Below are 12,924 nucleotides of genomic sequence, written 5' to 3'. Positions count from 1 at the left end.
AGGGGATTCACGGGAAGAATTGGGTGGGGGCCCTGCCAGCTACATCCCGGCACACGCGTCACCTGCTGCGGCTGCTTCCTTCCGGATCTGACCGAGTTCACAAGTTAGCGTTGCGGGAGAACCAACCGGGCCCCCATTGACGGCTCCATGTTATGGAGCGAGGGCATTATCAATGAACCCCCCGGCAATTGCAACCCCAGGGCGGACGACCGTTGTTTTCTTGCACAAAACCCGTTTTTTTACCGCCCCGCTCCCTTTTTACTGCACTTTTTGCAGGCATTCATTTCCGCTTCCGGCTGCTTCGGGCTACTGTATGGCAGGCAAAGGAGCACTCGTGACTGAACAAGATACCTTTCAACAGCGGATCTGGCAGATTGTGGCCGCTATCCCCACCGGGAAAGTAACTACCTATGGCGATGTGGCTCGCCTTGCAGGATCACCACGTGCGGCGCGTCAGGTTGGCGGCGTGCTAAAAAGATTGCCCGCAGGAAGCCGTCTACCCTGGCATCGGGTAATTAATCGTTCTGGTGAAATCTCGCTAAAAGGTAGCGATCTGGATCGACAGCGTAATGCTCTGCTGGCTGAGGGCGTCGAGGTCGACAGCAGCGGAAAAATCGCGCTTGAACGCTATCGCTGGCAGGGATAAACCGCCCCGGCAGGGGCGGTAAGCAACGATTACAGCGAAGTTGGCGCAGGAACCGATGACGACGGACTAACCTGGGTAGGTGAAGTCGAAGGCAGCGTCGTTGCCGGGCCTGGCAACGTTGGCAACGGCGTTGAAACCACAGGAACCAGCGTCAGGTCCTGCTTTGTTCCTCCGTCAGTAATAACGGTTTTAACCGATTCGGTATTCATAACCACTTTGCCATCCACCACTACGGCAGCACTCAGCAGAATGCGGGCGTTTGGCTGGATATCGGCTGGATTAAACGGCAGGATAAACCTGAAAGGTGCCTGTTTGCCGTCGGTCAATACCACGCGTTGGGAAATAACTTTAGACGGCGCGTTAGCCACGGAAGCATCGGAGAGCGTTACGGTTAACGAGGCTTTTGGCGGCAGCATAATTTTCTGACGAATATAAACAGATCCGCTGACGTTCGGCTGACGAAGCGTGGTGGATTCCCCCGCTACTTTTGAAGCCAGCGTTGCTGTTGGCACATCTCTACCTTTATCAGCACATCCGGAAAGCGCAACCGCCAGAGCGGCGCCGGTCAGTACAGGCCAAAATTTCATTGATTTATTCTCCTTATGATCAATGCCAAAGTGATGACTTAACCGAAAGAGACAGAGAAAAGCTGTCTCGTAAGCCCTAAGTCTGGCACAGATTAGCGATTTTCGCCTCCGGGCAGGATAACAAGTCATTAAAGGGGCAGAATATTTTGCCGGAACGTTGACGACAGCGTACCTGGTTTCGCAAACTGAAATAAGTTCGTTCACTGAGGAAGCCGCAATGAGTCAGGCACTACATGACCTGTTAAATTTATTGAATCTGGAAAAACTGGAAGAAGGTTTGTTTCGCGGTCAGAGTGAAGACCTGGGCCTGCGCCAGGTATTTGGCGGTCAGGTTGTTGGCCAGGCACTCTACGCCGCCAAGCAGACCGTTCCCGCTGAACGCATCATTCACTCTTTCCACAGCTATTTTTTACGGCCTGGCGACAGCCAGAAAGCCATTATTTATGATGTAGAAACGCTCCGTGATGGCCAGAGTTTTAGCGCACGCCGAGTCAGCGCGATACAAAACGGTCACCCTATTTTCTATATGACGGCCTCTTTCCAGGCTCCTGAGAGCGGCTTTGAACATCAAAAGCCAATGCCGCAGGTCGCAGGGCCGGATAACCTGCCGGCAGAAGGTGAAATTGCTAAACAGCTTTCACACTTTATTCCTGAAAAAGCGCGAGAAAAGTTTCTGTCGGAAAAACCTTTCGAAATCCGTCCGGTTAAGTTTCACAATCCGCTGAAGGGGCACGTTGATGAACCGGCGCGCCACCTCTGGATCCGCGCTAACGGTCCAATGCCGGATGATAAACGTATTCATCAGTATCTGCTGGGCTACGCTTCCGATTTCAACTTCTTACCCGTTGCGTTACAGCCGCACGGTAAAGGTTTTCTGGAGCCTGGCATGCAGGTTGCCACTATCGATCATTCAATGTGGTTCCACCGCCCTTTTGATCTGAACCAGTGGTTGCTGTACAGCGTGGAAAGTACTTCTGCATCCAGTGCCAGAGGTTTTGTGCGCGGAGAGTTTTATACTCAGGAAGGCGTGCTGGTAGCGTCTACGGTGCAGGAAGGCGTTATACGATTACGTCAGTAGCGGCATAAAGAAACGGCTCCTGAACGGAGCCGTTTGCCTGTTACTGGTTATAGGCGTTCTCGCCGTGGCTGTTAACGTCCAGTCCCTCGCGCTCGTGATCTTCCGGAACGCGCAGTCCTACCGTCATATCTGCTACTTTAAAGCCGACAAAAGCAACGACGCCAGTCCAGACAATGGTGATGCCTACGCTGTAAAGCTGTACCCAAACCTGATGCCCCATGGTGACGCCAGAAGCGTAGCCGACGCCGCCCAGCGAAGAGGAAGCAAAGATACCGGTAAGAATACAGCCAACAATACCGCAGACGCCGTGCACGCCGAATACATCACAAGGGTCATCAACGCGCAGCCATTTTTTCAGTACCGTCACGCCCCACAATCCTGCCAGGCCGCCAATAAGACCAATTACCAGCGCGCCGCCTACGCCAACGTAGCCGCAGGCCGGAGTGATAGCAACCAGACCTGCAATAGCGCCGGAGCAAACGCCCAGCAGCGAAGGCTTGCCGCGCAGCGCCCACTCGCCGAAGGTCCAGCTGAGCATCGCACCAGCCGTCGCCATAACGGTATTTAAAAAGGCCAGCGCCGCAATTTCGTTTGCTGCGCTTGCTGAACCAGCGTTAAAGCCAAACCAGCCCACATACAGGATTGCCGTACCGGTAAAGACCATAGGCAGGTTATGTGGTTTAAAAGCTTCTTTGCCGAAACCGGCACGCTTGCCGATCATGTAAGCGCCCACCAGACCGGCAACGGCCGCGTTGATGTGCACAACCGTTCCGCCCGCGAAGTCCAGCGCGCCATCCTGCGCCAGCAGACCGCCAGACCAGACCATGTGGGCAATCGGCAGGTAAGAAAAAGTGACCCAGATTGCCACAAAAATCAGTACCGCCGAGAAGCGAATACGTTCAGCAAGCGCGCCGACGATAAGCCCCACGGTGATACAGGCAAAAGAAGCCTGGAAAGAAACGTGGATATATTGATAAAACGTGCCGACCAGCGCGGTTAGCTGAATATTTTTTAACATCGCCATGCTGAAATCGCCAAAAAAGGCGTTACCTGCACTGAATGCCAGCGAGTAGCCGTATAGCATCCAGAGGACGCAAACCATCGCAAAAGTCACCGAAACCTGGGTCAGCATAGAGAGAACGTTTTTAGCACGGATTAATCCGCCGTAAAAAAGCGCGATGCCGGGTAGCGTCATAAACAGCACCAGAGCGGTGCAAATCATCATAAAGGCGTTATCCGCTTTATCCGCCACGGCCGGGGTCGCCGCCATCGCAAGCGAAGGTAACAGGCAGAAGCTGGCAAGGCCAAACTTAGTCATTTTTTTCATTTATTCCATCCCATCACAATTCGTAGCCTGGAGATTACAGTGCGGCTTCGTCCGTTTCGCCCGTGCGAATCCGGATAACCCGCTGCAGTTCAGCGACAAAAATTTTACCGTCGCCAATTTTGCCGGTGTAGGCAGCTTTGCTAATGACATCAACTACTTCATCCAGCTGATCGTCGGCGATGGCGATATCGATTTTGACTTTTGGCAGGAAGTTCACGCTGTACTCAGCGCCGCGGTAAAGCTCGGCATGGCCTTTCTGGCGACCAAACCCTTTAACTTCAGTTACGGTCAATCCCTGAATGCCAATAGAAGAGAGTGCTTCTCGCACATCTTCTAATTTAAACGGTTTGATTACCACGGTAACCAGCTTCATACGATCCCCTCCAGGCAAAGAAAACGGTTGTTCCACCCTACACGAAGTGATTAAAGCAAAGGCTGTGCCATAAATATAAAAGCGGCGTGACAGGCCGTAAAATGAACGGGCGGCGCGTACGCACGGCTGTAATAAACCGCGCGGCTTGACCCATTGAGCATAGCGCATAAAAAAAACGCACCATAAAGGTGCGTCGCGCGTCAGCATTGTGCAAAACGCCGTTTCTTTTCTGATGGCCGCCTGCTTTTAGTGCAGCGAAGCGGCCAGCGCTGGCATTACGCTTCCTCGAGCTCCTCACCCACCAGCTGTAGCTGATACATCTGCCAGTAGCGTCCCTTCTTCTCAAGCAGCTGCTGATGGTTACCTTGCTCCGCTGCCTGCCCACGATGCAGCACCAGAATGGTGTCAGCTTCGGTAATCGTTGAAAGCCGATGCGCAATGACCACCAGCGTGGTCTGTTTACGCACCGCCTGTAGCGCTTTCTGAATGGCCTGTTCGGTGCCGGAATCTATGTTGGCCGTCGCTTCATCAAGGATCAGGATCTGCGGCGAAGCCACCAGGACGCGAGCCATCGCCAACAGCTGCTTTTGCCCAACGGAAAGGTTGTTCCCCTGTTCCCCAAGGCGGGTATAAATCCCTGCTGACAGCGAGCGCGCCAGCCCCGCCAGCTGTACCGTCTCCAGCGCCTGCCAGACGGCTTCTTCGCTAATCTCCCGCCCCAGCGCGACGTTCGCAAAAAACGTATCTGCCAGCACCACAGGATCCTGCTGTACCATCGCTACGCCCTGACGCAGCACGCTGTGGCTAAGCGAAGCCAGCGGCCTGTCGTCCAGCCTGATCTCTCCCTTACTCACCGGATAGTAGCCCATCAGCAGATTAGCCAGCGTGCTTTTGCCGCTGCCGGTGTGCCCGACCAGCGCGACGAAGCTACGCGAAGGCACTTCCAGAGTAATATCGGTAAGCACGTTACGATCGCCCCGGTAGGCGAAGCTCAGGTTATCGATGGTAATACGCCCGGATGCCAGCGGCCGGATATCCTGTCCGTAGCGCTGGCGAGGCGCATCCATCAGTTCGAAAATACGTTCGCCAGCGACGACCGCCTGCTGCAACATTGATTGCTGCGTAGTGAGCTCAATCAGAGGCTCGTTCAGCCTGCCAAGATAGCTGATAAAAGCGTACAGCACGCCTACTTCGAACGTGCCGTTAGCGGAAAAGCCAAACAGCATCATTAACCCACAAAGGATCAGCGCGGAAAAAAGGCTGAGGAGCGGTCGCAGGAGGAAGCCATCCAGCCGCAGCGTTTCCATTCTGGCCAGATAGTGCGAGCGGCTGGCCTCGTTCATCCGTTCGCCGAAGCGCGCCTGCTGGCGAAACTGTTGGATAACGCTCATGCCGTTGATGACTTCGTTAAAGCCGTTATTGATATCGGCCAGATAGCTGCGCACGCGCCGTACAATCGGCGTGCTGTAGCGTTGGTAGATCAGCATTACGGCTATGACGGCCGGAAAAATAGTGATGGCAACCAGAGCCATACGCCAGTCCAGGCTAAACATTGCCACCAGCATTGCGCCAATCAGCGCCGCGCTGCGCAGTACCGTTGCCACAACGGTAACGTAAAGATCGCGGACCACCTCGGTATCGTTGGTCACCCGTGAGATAATTTGCCCAACCGGCTGGGTATCAAAAGCGCCAAGCGGCTGGCGCAGCGCGGCGTCCATTACGTCCGTACGCAAGCGCTGCACGACGCCAACGGCAGCTTCGTTAAATAGCAACGCCTGCCAGTAGTGCAGCGCAGCAGCCAGCGCCTGCAGCAGAATGAAACTTACCGCCAGGCCAGCGACCAGGCCGAACGGCATATGGTGTTTAGCCACCATATTGTCAATAAAATAGCTGACCAGTACCGGCCCGAGCACTTCAGCCGCGGCGGCTATCCACAGCAGCAGTACCGCCAGACCAAGCGACTTACGCCACGGCGAGCCATAGCTCAGCAGACGCCTGAGCGTCGGCCAGAGCTGATTAAGATTCGCCATGCGGTACCCCTTTCTCAATATCATCCTCGTCCAGTGCGGCTTCCAGCTGCTGGTAACGATACATATCCTGATACCAGCCTTGCTGTTCCAGCAGCGCGCCGTGCTGGCCGCGCTGCGCCACCGTCCCCTGTTGCATCACCAGGATCTCGCTGGCTTCCGTTAGCGCAGAGAGGCGATGGGCACTGATAATCACGGTTCTGCCCGCGCCCCATTTCCTTAAATTATGCAAAATCTGGTGCTCCGTACGCCCATCAACCGCTGAAAGCGCATCGTCCAGAATCAAAATCTCGGCGTTCAGTAACAAAGCCCTGGCTATCGAAATACGCTGCTTCTGGCCGCCGGAAAGCATCACGCCGCGCTCGCCCACTTCCGTCTCGTAGCCCTGCGGCAGCCGCAGTATATCTTCATGGACATTGGCCAGCCTTGCCGCTTTTTCAATATCGCTTTGCTGGGCCGCAGGACGCCCGAGCGCAATATTGTTCGCTACGGTATCGGAAAACAAAAACGGCGTCTGACTGACCACGGCCATCCGGCTGCGCCAGCTGTCCAGCCGCAGCTGCGTAAGGGGAATACCGTGATAGCGAATATCGCCCTGCGCAATATCAAAGTGGCGCTGGATGAGGCTCAGCAACGTGCTTTTCCCGGATCCCGTTGGGCCGCACAGTCCCAGCATCTGGCCGGGCTTAAGATTAACGTTAACGTGCCGTAGCGAAGGCTGTTGCGCACCGGGATAGCAGAACTCACGAATGGCGATTTGCAGCTGCCCGCGCTCTTCCGGCAGCGTTTTGCTGCCATCCTCAACGGCAGGTGCTTCAGACAGCAGCGCGCGGATACGGCTCCAGGCCGCACTGCCGCGCTCGACGATATTAAACATCCAGGCAAGAGCCAGCATGGGCCAGATCATCAGCCCCAGGTACATAACAAAGCTGGTCAGCTGGCCCAGCGTCATGTTGCCGTGCCAGACCAGCCAGCTGCCGCCGCCAATCGCCAGCAGGTTCGATAAGCCAATGGCAATATAGATAGTGGGATCGAAACGGGCATCGATGCGGGCCACGCGCAGGTTTTTTTGTCCGGTATCGCGGGCGATATCAGCAAACTGAGCGGACTGATGGTTTTCCAGGCCAAACGCCTTGATCATGCGGATACTGGTCAGGCTCTCCTGCGTACGGTCGTTAAGGGAGGAAAACGCGGCCTGAGCATCCTTAAACCGGTGATGCAGCTGGTCACCATAACGTTTGATGACGATAGCCATAACCGGCATCGGCAGCAGCGCCAGCAGCGTCAGCTGCCAGCTAATCTGGGTGCTCATCACTATCAGTACCGCCAGCCCCATCACCAGTGAATCAACCAGCGTCAGTACGCCCTCTCCGGCAGCAAAAACGACGCGGTCCACGTCATTGGTGGCGCGGGCGATAAGATCCCCGGTACGATGCCGCAGATAAAATTCAGGATGCTGGCGGCTAAGCTGGCGGTAAAAATCCTGGCGAAGCTCGACGGCCAGCTGATAAGAAGCCCCGAACAGCAGCACGCGCCAGACATAGCGCAGCAGGTAGACCACCACGGCCGTCAGCAGCATTACGCCAATCCACATCATCAGGCGTGGCCCGCTCATTTGCTGATGGGAGATGCCATCAACGACGGTCCCGACTATTTTCGGCGGCAGAAGCTGCAGGATGGCAATGACGATCAGCAGAAAAACGGCCCCAAGGTAGCGTCGCCACTCGCGTAAAAAGTACCAGCTCAATTGGCTAAAAAGTCGCACAATAAACGTCCTGGTTAAGTTTGGGCAGGCGCTTTACCTGAACAGGAGCGCCAGTCTATTTATCTCTTCCGCAATAAAAGCGGCTATCTTGTTCAGGCCGGTGCCAGGCTGGCCAGATGCTGACAGAAGAGCTCGGTGTTTTTATCTTTGCAGCGCAACCGGGCAATAATGCTGTCAGCCAGCCCTGTGGTAAAACGACACGGGCGCGAATATAGCTTTCCTCTTCCAGCCTTTTCAAGCCTTTCCAGCAAGGCGTGGTTGTAAAATACCCGCTTACCGCTGGCGTTTGTATCAATAGCATACAGCCCCGTTACCTTAAACGCAGGCGTTCAACATACTTTTTATCTGTTGTGGCAGAATTTTGTAGCAGAAATTTCTATTAAGTTACTACTTTACAGTGAATAAACTAAATTTTTTCCTCTGAATGCCTTATACCTTAAAACGGCGAAAATAAACGCACTGGTCTTATGCTGCCGCAGGACGAAACGGTGGCACCCGGCAAGACTACCTTTCTGGCCGGGCAGGCAGTACCATATCGCACAACAGATTAATGAGGTAAACATATGAAACGTGCAGTAGTGGTTTTCAGCGGCGGCCAGGATTCTACCACCTGCCTGATCCAGGCATTACACCAGTATGACGAGGTCCATTGCCTGACGTTTGACTATGGCCAGCGCCACCGCGCGGAAATCGACACGGCTCGGGTGCTGTCGCAGTCTCTCGGCGCACGAGCGCACAAGGTGCTGGACGTAACGCTACTGAACGAGCTGGCCGTCAGCAGCCTGACCCGCGACAGCATTCCCGTTCCGGCCTACGATCCTGATGCCAGCGGCCTGCCCAGCACCTTTGTGCCCGGCCGTAATATTCTTTTTCTGACGCTGGCTTCTGTTTACGCTTATCAGGTAGAAGCCGAAGCGGTGATTACCGGCGTTTGTGAAACCGATTTTTCTGGCTATCCCGACTGTCGCGACGAGTTTGTCAAAGCGTTAAACCATGCCGTCGAGCTGGGCATGGCGCGACCTGTGCGTTTTGAAACGCCGCTGATGTGGCTGAACAAAGCTGAAACCTGGGCGCTGGCGGACTACTGGCAGCAGCTGGCGCTGGTACGCAGCGAGACCCTGACCTGCTACAACGGCATTAAAGGCGATGGCTGCGGCGACTGCGCCGCCTGTCATCTGCGTGCTAACGGCCTGCGGGACTATCAGTCTGACAGCACGGCCGTTATGCAGGAGATGCAGCGCAAAACCGGCCTGTGCTAACCGGGTAGCTCCCGTCACCGTCGGCTTATTGCACCACGGACGACAGCAGCGGCATCAGTCACCGTGGCTTATTGCGCCACGGTCGACAGCAGCGGCATCAGTCACCGTGGCTTATCGCACCACGGACGACAGCAGCGGCATCAGTCACCGTGGGCTTATTCCACCAGCATCTGCCGCATCTTCTGCTCCAGCTCTCCCGTCATCGGCTGCGCTTTTTGCGTGCGCAGATCGATGCAGACAAAGGTCAGCGTAGCGTCAGCAATGGCTTCGCCAGTCGGCTGTAGCGTGACCGTCTGGCCTATTACCCCACTTTTCCCGCCCAGTTGTAACAGCTGGCTGTTGATGGCCAGCAGATCGCCCAGTACGGCCGGTCGGCGATAGTTAATATTGATATTAACCACCACAAAGGCCAGCCGGTTGTTATTCATCCAGTGAAAAGCCTCCATTCTTTCCAGCCAGGCCCAGCGTGCTTCCTCAAGAAATTCCAGGTAGCGGGCGTTATTGACGTGCTGATAGACATCCAGGTGATAACCGCGAACTTTAATTGTTGTTTCCATAGCCTGCCTCTGAAAAAAAGGCCACACCCACTGGTATGACCTCTTACAGAATAGCAGCCCGTCACGCTACGCAAACTGCCGGAAAAGGAGCCCGCGAACTTCATCACAGTTTCCGCCATGCAGCGTGACAGTTTTACTGCATGCGTACGGCTTGCGTAATCAGGTATAGCGCTTTGGCCACGACACACTAAAGCTTTATAGCGCTTCAGCTACGGTACGTTACGGCCTCCGCAACCGGGTACAGCGCTTTGGCCATGTCACATTAAAGCTTCACCTGTATGGCATAGCGCTTCAACTACGGTACGTTACGGCCTCCGCAACCGGGTACAGCGCTTTGGCCATGACACATTAAAGCTTCAGCTGTATGGCATAGCGCTTTAACTACGGTACGTTACGGCTTCCGCAACCGGGTATAGCGCGTTGGCCACGCATTACAGCTTCAGCCGTGGAAGATTGCGCTCTACCAGCGCGTTGCCTATCCCCGGTACCTCTTTCAGCTGCTCTATTTGGGTAAAAGGGCCATATTGCTCACGGTAGCTGATAATGGCCTGCGCTTTTTTTATTCCAACGCCGTTCATAACGGCGCTAAGCTCTTCGGCCGTCGCATGGTTAATGCTCACCTGTTCTTGCGACGCGGCAGCTTTTTGCGTGCTCGCCTGCGGCGCGCTGACGTTATCGACAGCCGGATCGGCATAAAGCGGCGAAGCGCCCCCCAGTAACAGGGTAAAACCTAAAGCCAGTAGTTTGTTTTGCATGCTGTTCTCCTCCATGTGTTTGACAGCAGGCTCAGCCTACGCCCGGCTTTCAGTCACGACAAACGGCAGATCACAGAAATGGAAAAGGCCGCATAAGCGGCCTTTGAGTTTGCAACGAGTTGCAGAATTTTTGCGAGGCTTATTGCGCCTGCGCCGCTGCGCCGTACTTGATTTTGGCTTCCTTACGCAGATTGCTCAGCAAGGCTTCAAAGGCGATTTGCGCGTTGTTTTGCGTAATGCCCTGAACCATTGCCTTCTTCTGCGCGTCCGGCATGGTGCCGCGGCGAACCTGATCCAGCGCCAGTACCACAACATTACCTTTGCCGTCTTCGCTCACGCCATACACCGGCTTATCTTTTTCCGGCAGCGCCAGCGTAAACGCCGTCTGGGTCAGCTGGTCCTGGCCCGCACGGGTCAGCGTTTGCTGCGCGCCAAAGCTAAGGCCAGCGGCTTTCATCGCTTCATCGCCTTTGCCCGCTTTCAGCTCGGCCAGCAGTTTTTCTGCCTGCGCCTTCGCCTGAGCCTGCGCCTTCTGGTTTTTCAGCGTCGCCACGATCTCCGCGTTGACTTCATTCAGAGGCTTAACCGCTTCAGGTTTATGCGCGGTGATGCGCAGAACAAAAGCACGGTCGCCGTCTACGGTAATGATGTCGGAGTTACTGCCCGGCGCGCCATTTTCACCCAGCAGGCCGCCGTTAAAGATGGCCTGCTCAACCGGCTGGAAGTTCAGCTCGGCTGGCGGTGCATCGTGGCTGAACCAGCCTGTTTCCACCGCTTTGACGCCTGCCACTTCTTCCGCACTTGCCAGCGATTCGTTATCGTTGCTGGCGGCATCGCTGACTTTTTGCTGCAGCTTATAGTAAGCATCGACAGCGGTTTCATGCTTCACCTTAGCGGCAATTTCATCGTGAACAGCGGCAAGCGGTTTAATCTGCTGCGGCTGCACATCGTCCAGACGGGCAACGATAAAGCCAACGGAAGATTTGATTACGCCCGACAGCTGGCCCTTCTGCGTCAGGCCCGCGCCTTTCAGCTCGTCCGGCGTGGTATCCGGCTCCAGCCAGCCCATATCGCCGCCTTTGCGGGCTGAGATAGGGTCAATGGACTTTTCTTTTGCCAGCGCGGCAAAATCACCGCCCTTATTTAAAGCATCCAGCACCGCTTTGGCATCCGCTTCGGTTTTGGTCTGAATGATGCTGAAACGGCTGCGTTGCGGCTGGGTATAGTCCTGCTGATGGCTGGCGTACCAGCTCTGGATGTCGCTCTCGCTGGGGTCTTTTTGCAGCGAAGCCGCATCCAGCTTGATGTAGCTGACGCGGAACTGCTCTGGTGCCATAAAGCTGTTTTTGTTCTGCTCGTAGTAGTTTTTGACTTCTTCGTCGCTGACGGTCTGCTTCGCTGCCAGCGCCGCTACGTCGATAGTCGCTTCACGCACCAGACGCTCCTGAGACACCAGCGCGGCCAGCGAATCGGTTTCGCCTGGCAGCATAAAGTCGGTGCCGGTGACGGAAGCGATCAGCTGCTGCGTGGTCATCTGCTTGCGCAGTGCCTGAGCATACTGGTCGGCCGTAATGCCCATCTGGTTGATAATTGCCAGATATTTAGCATTATCAAACTTGCCGTTGGTCTGGAAAGCCGGCTGGCTGAAGATAGCCTGCTTGATTTGCGCGTCGCTGATGGCCAGATGCAGATTTTTTGCATATTGATCCAGCAGCGCCTCATCGATCAGCTGCGAAAGCGCCTGCTGACGAATCTGCTGCAAATAGGCTGGATTGCTTGCCAGCTGAGAGAACTGGTCGCCTAACATATCCTGCTGGCGCGAACGTTCATTGCCAAACGCTCTTTCCAGCTGTGCACGGCTGATTTCTTGTCCGTTAACTTTGGCTGCATAATCCCCGTTGCCGCCGATCAGGTAGTTGCCCACCCCGGTCAACACAAAAGACAGGATGATCAGACCCAGTATAATTTTGAGCACGACATGGTTCGACGCCGCGCGTAAATTGTCCATCATGGTGTGACAACACTCCGCTGTGTAATGAATGTAAACCCTTGCGCTGGCGACCCGTTTCCCGGGGACGCGCTACGCCGCTGCGTATCAGGCTCGCGACCGTTAAAACAAAAAAGGCACATCATTGTGCTGATGTGCCCCGTATGGTACATGAGAACGTCAGGACAATCCTCATTCCACCGAAGTATTTGCGCTAAATGCCGTTAATTAACCGCGTCTTTCAGCGCTTTACCGGCGCGGAAGCCCGGTACTTTACCGGCTGGAATGGTGATTTCTTTGCCGGTCTGAGGATTGCGTCCGGTACGCTCCGCGCGGTCACGTACGGAAAAAGTACCGAATCCTACCAGCGCAACTTCATCGCCTGCTTTCAGTGAATCCGTTACCGCTTCAATGAAGGCATCTAATACACGTCCTGCCGCCGCTTTAGAAATATCCGCACTGGCAGCAATATTGTCGATCAACTGTGACTTATTCACTCAATCATCCCCTATTTTTATTCGCTTCGCCGACGGTGTTTTCCGTAACGAATGCGTATCAGTTTT

The 12,924-nt window shown here is 55.0% G+C and carries 12 protein-coding genes, 1 other RNA gene and 1 pseudogene; 3 read left to right on the top strand and 11 right to left on the bottom strand.

The window, feature by feature from the left end; genetic code table 11:
- Positions 1 to 30 precede the first annotated feature (30 nt).
- An RNA gene (ffs, locus tag KUE00_RS05450) (signal recognition particle sRNA small type) lies at positions 31 to 127 on the bottom strand.
- A gap of 207 nt (positions 128 to 334) precedes the next feature.
- Here ffs and KUE00_RS05445 point away from each other — a divergent pair.
- The gene (locus KUE00_RS05445) at positions 335 to 646 is read left to right on the top strand and encodes an MGMT family protein (protein WP_246758573.1); all 312 of its coding nucleotides are present in this window, start codon (positions 335 to 337) and stop codon (positions 644 to 646) included.
- 29 nt (positions 647 to 675) lie between these two features.
- On the opposite strand, the gene KUE00_RS05440 is transcribed toward KUE00_RS05445, so the two are convergent.
- Positions 676 to 1,233, bottom strand: coding sequence for a YbaY family lipoprotein (locus tag KUE00_RS05440; RefSeq protein ID WP_246758571.1), 558 nt, complete (start codon positions 1,231 to 1,233; stop codon positions 676 to 678).
- Positions 1,234 to 1,450: 217 nt separating this feature from the next.
- Here KUE00_RS05440 and tesB point away from each other — a divergent pair, with 217 nt between their 5' ends.
- Positions 1,451 to 2,311, top strand: coding sequence for an acyl-CoA thioesterase II (tesB, locus tag KUE00_RS05435; RefSeq protein WP_246758570.1), 861 nt, complete (start codon positions 1,451 to 1,453; stop codon positions 2,309 to 2,311).
- Between the two features lie 40 nt (positions 2,312 to 2,351).
- On the opposite strand, the gene amtB is transcribed toward tesB, so the two are convergent.
- The 5 genes and pseudogenes from amtB to KUE00_RS21915 all read right to left on the bottom strand — a co-directional run.
- The gene (gene amtB, locus KUE00_RS05430; RefSeq protein WP_246758569.1) at positions 2,352 to 3,638 is read right to left on the bottom strand and encodes an ammonium transporter AmtB; all 1,287 of its coding nucleotides are present in this window, start codon (positions 3,636 to 3,638) and stop codon (positions 2,352 to 2,354) included.
- A gap of 34 nt (positions 3,639 to 3,672) precedes the next feature.
- The gene (glnK, locus tag KUE00_RS05425; protein ID WP_007886947.1) at positions 3,673 to 4,011 is read right to left on the bottom strand and encodes a P-II family nitrogen regulator; all 339 of its coding nucleotides are present in this window, start codon (positions 4,009 to 4,011) and stop codon (positions 3,673 to 3,675) included.
- 275 nt (positions 4,012 to 4,286) lie between these two features.
- Entirely contained in the window at positions 4,287 to 6,041 is a 1,755-nt protein-coding gene (locus tag KUE00_RS05420) for a SmdB family multidrug efflux ABC transporter permease/ATP-binding protein (protein WP_246758568.1), read from the bottom strand.
- A complete protein-coding gene (locus KUE00_RS05415) occupies positions 6,028 to 7,803 on the bottom strand; it encodes a SmdA family multidrug ABC transporter permease/ATP-binding protein (protein ID WP_246758567.1) in 1,776 nt (591 codons plus the stop codon). The genes KUE00_RS05420 and KUE00_RS05415 overlap by 14 nt, the downstream gene beginning before the upstream one ends.
- A gap of 181 nt (positions 7,804 to 7,984) precedes the next feature.
- Positions 7,985 to 8,104: pseudogene (locus KUE00_RS21915) on the bottom strand (transcriptional regulator); the annotation flags it as partial.
- A gap of 262 nt (positions 8,105 to 8,366) precedes the next feature.
- Between KUE00_RS21915 and queC the strand changes: the two are divergent.
- Entirely contained in the window at positions 8,367 to 9,062 is a 696-nt protein-coding gene (queC, locus tag KUE00_RS05410; RefSeq protein ID WP_246758566.1) for a 7-cyano-7-deazaguanine synthase QueC, read from the top strand.
- 155 nt (positions 9,063 to 9,217) lie between these two features.
- Here the strand turns inward: queC and KUE00_RS05405 are convergent, their stop codons facing one another.
- The 4 genes from KUE00_RS05405 to hupB form a co-directional block, all read right to left on the bottom strand.
- Positions 9,218 to 9,619: an acyl-CoA thioesterase gene (locus tag KUE00_RS05405; RefSeq protein ID WP_246758565.1), complete on the bottom strand. Its 402-nt coding sequence runs from the start codon at positions 9,617 to 9,619 to the stop codon at positions 9,218 to 9,220.
- 431 nt (positions 9,620 to 10,050) lie between these two features.
- Positions 10,051 to 10,374 carry a ComEA family DNA-binding protein gene (locus KUE00_RS05400; RefSeq protein ID WP_246758563.1) on the bottom strand — a complete coding sequence of 108 codons (324 nt, stop codon included), beginning with the start codon at positions 10,372 to 10,374 and terminating at the stop codon, positions 10,051 to 10,053.
- Between the two features lie 139 nt (positions 10,375 to 10,513).
- Entirely contained in the window at positions 10,514 to 12,385 is a 1,872-nt protein-coding gene (gene ppiD / locus KUE00_RS05395; RefSeq protein ID WP_246758561.1) for a peptidylprolyl isomerase, read from the bottom strand.
- A gap of 200 nt (positions 12,386 to 12,585) precedes the next feature.
- Positions 12,586 to 12,858: a nucleoid-associated protein HU-beta gene (hupB, locus tag KUE00_RS05390; RefSeq protein ID WP_246758560.1), complete on the bottom strand. Its 273-nt coding sequence runs from the start codon at positions 12,856 to 12,858 to the stop codon at positions 12,586 to 12,588.
- Positions 12,859 to 12,924 lie beyond the last annotated feature (66 nt).

It is taken from the genome of Erwinia phyllosphaerae, assembly GCF_019132875.1.
GTDB classification, from domain to species: Bacteria; Pseudomonadota; Gammaproteobacteria; order Enterobacterales; family Enterobacteriaceae; genus Erwinia; species Erwinia phyllosphaerae.
The sequence above is the reverse complement of the archived record's forward strand: the minus strand, read 5'-3'. Positions and strand labels throughout refer to the sequence as shown.

Excerpts from the sequence above, each read along its gene's own strand:
- KUE00_RS05440 (WP_246758571.1), bottom strand. The coding sequence starts at position 1,233 with ATGAAATTTTGGCCTGTACTGACCGGCGCCGCTCTGGCGGTTGCGCTT.
- tesB (WP_246758570.1), top strand. The coding sequence starts at position 1,451 with ATGAGTCAGGCACTACATGACCTGTTAAATTTATTGAATCTGGAAAAA.
- amtB (WP_246758569.1), bottom strand. The coding sequence starts at position 3,638 with ATGAAAAAAATGACTAAGTTTGGCCTTGCCAGCTTCTGCCTGTTACCT.
- glnK (WP_007886947.1), bottom strand. The coding sequence starts at position 4,011 with ATGAAGCTGGTTACCGTGGTAATCAAACCGTTTAAATTAGAAGATGTG.
- KUE00_RS05420 (WP_246758568.1), bottom strand. The coding sequence starts at position 6,041 with ATGGCGAATCTTAATCAGCTCTGGCCGACGCTCAGGCGTCTGCTGAGC.
- queC (WP_246758566.1), top strand. The coding sequence starts at position 8,367 with ATGAAACGTGCAGTAGTGGTTTTCAGCGGCGGCCAGGATTCTACCACC.
- KUE00_RS05405 (WP_246758565.1), bottom strand. The coding sequence starts at position 9,619 with ATGGAAACAACAATTAAAGTTCGCGGTTATCACCTGGATGTCTATCAG.
- KUE00_RS05400 (WP_246758563.1), bottom strand. The coding sequence starts at position 10,374 with ATGCAAAACAAACTACTGGCTTTAGGTTTTACCCTGTTACTGGGGGGC.
- ppiD (WP_246758561.1), bottom strand. The coding sequence starts at position 12,385 with ATGATGGACAATTTACGCGCGGCGTCGAACCATGTCGTGCTCAAAATT.